The sequence below is a fragment of the Salinicola sp. genome (assembly GCF_982684285.1).
The window spans coordinates 7,289-9,987 of the sequence record NZ_CEXLVS010000155.1 but is presented as its reverse complement, the minus strand read 5'-3'; the positions used below and the strand labels follow the sequence as shown (position 1 = coordinate 9,987).

Genomic DNA, 2,699 nt, shown 5'->3' with positions numbered 1-2,699 from the left:
CGCCAGTAAACGATAACGAACGAGTCACAAGGACGATCAAGACCGATGACCACGACAGCGCTGGAACACGAACTCAAGCAGATGATCATCGAGACCCTGGAACTCGAGGATGTGACGCCGGACGACATCGATCCCGAAGAGCCGCTGTTCGTCGAAGGACTGGGGCTGGACTCCATCGACGCGCTGGAACTGGGCCTCGCGCTACAGAAGCGCTACGGCATCACGCTGGAGTCCGAGGCGGAATCCTCCCGTCAGCATTTCGCCAACCTGAAGAGTCTGGCGGCCCTGGTCGAATCGCGTCGCCAGAAATGACAGCGGCGGTGCCCTCGTGATTTCGTCGATTCCCCCCCACGGTCGTAACCGGCTTCTCTGGCTGGCAGTGGCCATCATCGGCCTGGTCTGGCCTCTGGTGGTTCACTTCCTGTTGCCGCACTACGGTGCCTGGCCGCTGCTGATGGTGCTGGCCGCCGCTGCCTGGTGGCGACTGCCCTCGGCGCAACGGCGCTGGGGATGGAGTCTGGTGCCGCTGGTCCTCCTGCTGACGGCGACCGGCAGTGCGGAGCTCGGCCTGCGGCTATGGCCGGTCGTGGTCAACGTCGCTCTGCTGCTGCTCTTTTCCCATGGCCTGCGTCATCCGCCGACGCTGATCGAACGGTTCGCTCGTCGGCAGGAACCCGACCTGCCGCCTCACGCCGTGCGCTACACCCGGCGGGTGACCCAGGCCTGGTGCATCTTCTTCGCCCTCAACGGTGCCATTGCCCTGTTCACTGCGATTTTCGCCGACCTCGATGTCTGGGCCTGGTACAACGGCGGCATCGTCTACGGCCTGATGCTGGCCATGTTTGCGGGAGAATGGTGCTTGCGCCAGCGGGTCAGACGGCGCGCGGAAGCGGCCATGAGACAGCAAGGCGAGGCGCGCCATGACGTTTCGTAGACTCGGCGATCGGCCGTGGCGTGACCGCCCCCAGGCGGATGCCATCGCCTGGATCCCCCCGAAGGGGGATACGCCGTCTCGCTGGCTGACCGTGGGCGAGTGGCATGGGCGTATCGGCGCCTGGCAGCAACGGCTGCTCGAGACGCCCAACGAGAGTGACGGCTGGCGGCTGTTCGAGCCGGACCCGGTAGAGTTCAGCGCGGCGCTGGTCGCGATCTGGGAGCGCGGCGATCGCGTCGTGCTACCGGCGGACAATCAGCCGAAGACGCTGACGGCCCTGCACGGCACCGGCGTGGCGCTCGGGCCGGCCGAGCCGATGCTCGGGAGCGACGGGTCCCAAAGCTCCCCAGGCCGCGCCCCCCAGTGGGACTCGCGGCCGCTACCCGCCGTTGCCGTCTCGCTTTACACCTCAGGCTCCAGCGGCGAGCCCCAGCGACTGGACAAACGTTTCGATCAGCTGGATGCCGAGCTCGCCACCCAGGCCTCGCTCTGGCCTCTGGCGGGCCGACTGGTCGTCAGCCAGGTCAGTCACCAGCATATCTACGGCCTGCTGTTCTCGATCCTGCGCCCGCTGTGCGAGAACAGCCCCTTCGCGACCCAGCCCTGTCGCTACCCGGAAACCCTCTACACCTGGTTGCAGTACTGCCAGGCGACCGGCAAGCGGATGATTCTCGTCAGCGCACCACCGGCGCTGTCCCGCCTGCCGGAAGCGCTCGACTGGAAGCCGGCGAGCGCGGCGCTCGAGACGATCTACAGCTCGGGAGCGCCGCTCTCCAGGAGCGCCAGCGACCTGGTCCACGAGCGGCTCGGCACGCCCGTCCACGAGGTATACGGCAGTTCCGAGACCGGCGGCATCGCCTGGCGCGTCCAGCAGCGTGAATCCGCCTGGACCGCCCTGCCCGGGGTCGAGGTCAGCCACGGCGACGACAATCGCCTGTGGCTGCGCTCGCGCCACCTGGAAATCCCGGATCAGTGGCAACGCCAGGCCGACCTGATCGCGCTGACGGACCGGGGCTTCGAACTGCTGGGCCGTGCCGACCGAATCGTCAAGATCGGCGGCAAACGGATCTCGCTGACGGCGATGGACCGCGCACTGAGCGGGCTCCCCGGCGTCGAGCGGGCGCAGACCCTGACGCTGCAACGCCGTGACCTGCGCCTCGCCGCCATCGTCCAGCTGTCGCCGAGCGAGGTGCCCCACGATCACCGCCAGCATCGCGACACGGTAAAGCGGCTGCGCCGGGCACTCGCCGCCCATTTCGAGACGCCGGTGCTACCTCGCTACTGGCGCTTCGTCGCCCCCTGGCCGACCAATGCCCAGGGCAAGTTGGGCGCGGAGATCCGACAGCGCCTGTTCCTCGACCTGGAGGATCGACGCGCGCCACGCTGGCTGGGCGAACGCGTCCACGACAGCGGCTGGCGGGTCACGCTGGAGGTACCCGAACACTGCGCCTATGTCGACGGACACTTCGACGGTCAGCCGGTGCTCCCCGGCATCGCCCTGGTGCACTGGGCGATGCAGCAGGCGCGCCGGCTGTTCGCGCTGACCAGCGATTTCGACGGACTCGAGCGGCTGCGATTTCCCCAGCCGCTGCTGCCAGGCGACCGCTTCGAAATGTCCCTCGAGCACCGTCGGGGCGACGGGACCGAGAGCCTGCGCCTCGAGTGCGACAGCCGGCGCGGGAAACATGTCAGCGGCCGCATCGCCCTGGTCGATCGGCAAGAGCGGGAGAGGTAGAGGATGTCGAGAGAGCGCAGCGCCCGCATC

3 protein-coding genes are annotated in these 2,699 nt (G+C 68.0%); all 3 read left to right on the top strand.

Features of this window, described 5'->3' with window-relative positions; genetic code table 11:
- Positions 1-45: 45 nt before the first annotated feature.
- The 3 genes from AC3AYF_RS13655 to AC3AYF_RS13645 are packed head-to-tail and all read left to right on the top strand — an operon-like array spanning position 46 to position 2,669.
- Positions 46-312: a phosphopantetheine-binding protein gene (locus tag AC3AYF_RS13655; protein ID WP_149436596.1), complete on the top strand. Its 267-nt coding sequence runs from the start codon at positions 46-48 to the stop codon at positions 310-312.
- 16 nt (positions 313-328) lie between these two features.
- On the top strand, positions 329-934 hold the full coding sequence (locus AC3AYF_RS13650) for a COG4648 family protein (RefSeq protein ID WP_295037326.1): 606 nt from the start codon (positions 329-331) through the stop codon (positions 932-934).
- Complete coding sequence (locus AC3AYF_RS13645) at positions 921-2,669, top strand: ApeI family dehydratase (RefSeq protein ID WP_487779860.1); 1,749 nt, start codon at positions 921-923, stop codon at positions 2,667-2,669. The genes AC3AYF_RS13650 and AC3AYF_RS13645 overlap by 14 nt, the downstream gene beginning before the upstream one ends.
- Positions 2,670-2,699 lie beyond the last annotated feature (30 nt).

What these genes read in the sequence shown, in the direction of transcription:
- AC3AYF_RS13655 (WP_149436596.1), top strand. Translation starts at nt 46, where the DNA reads ATGACCACGACAGCGCTGGAACACGAACTCAAGCAGATGATCATCGAG.
- AC3AYF_RS13645 (WP_487779860.1), top strand. Translation starts at nt 921, where the DNA reads ATGACGTTTCGTAGACTCGGCGATCGGCCGTGGCGTGACCGCCCCCAG.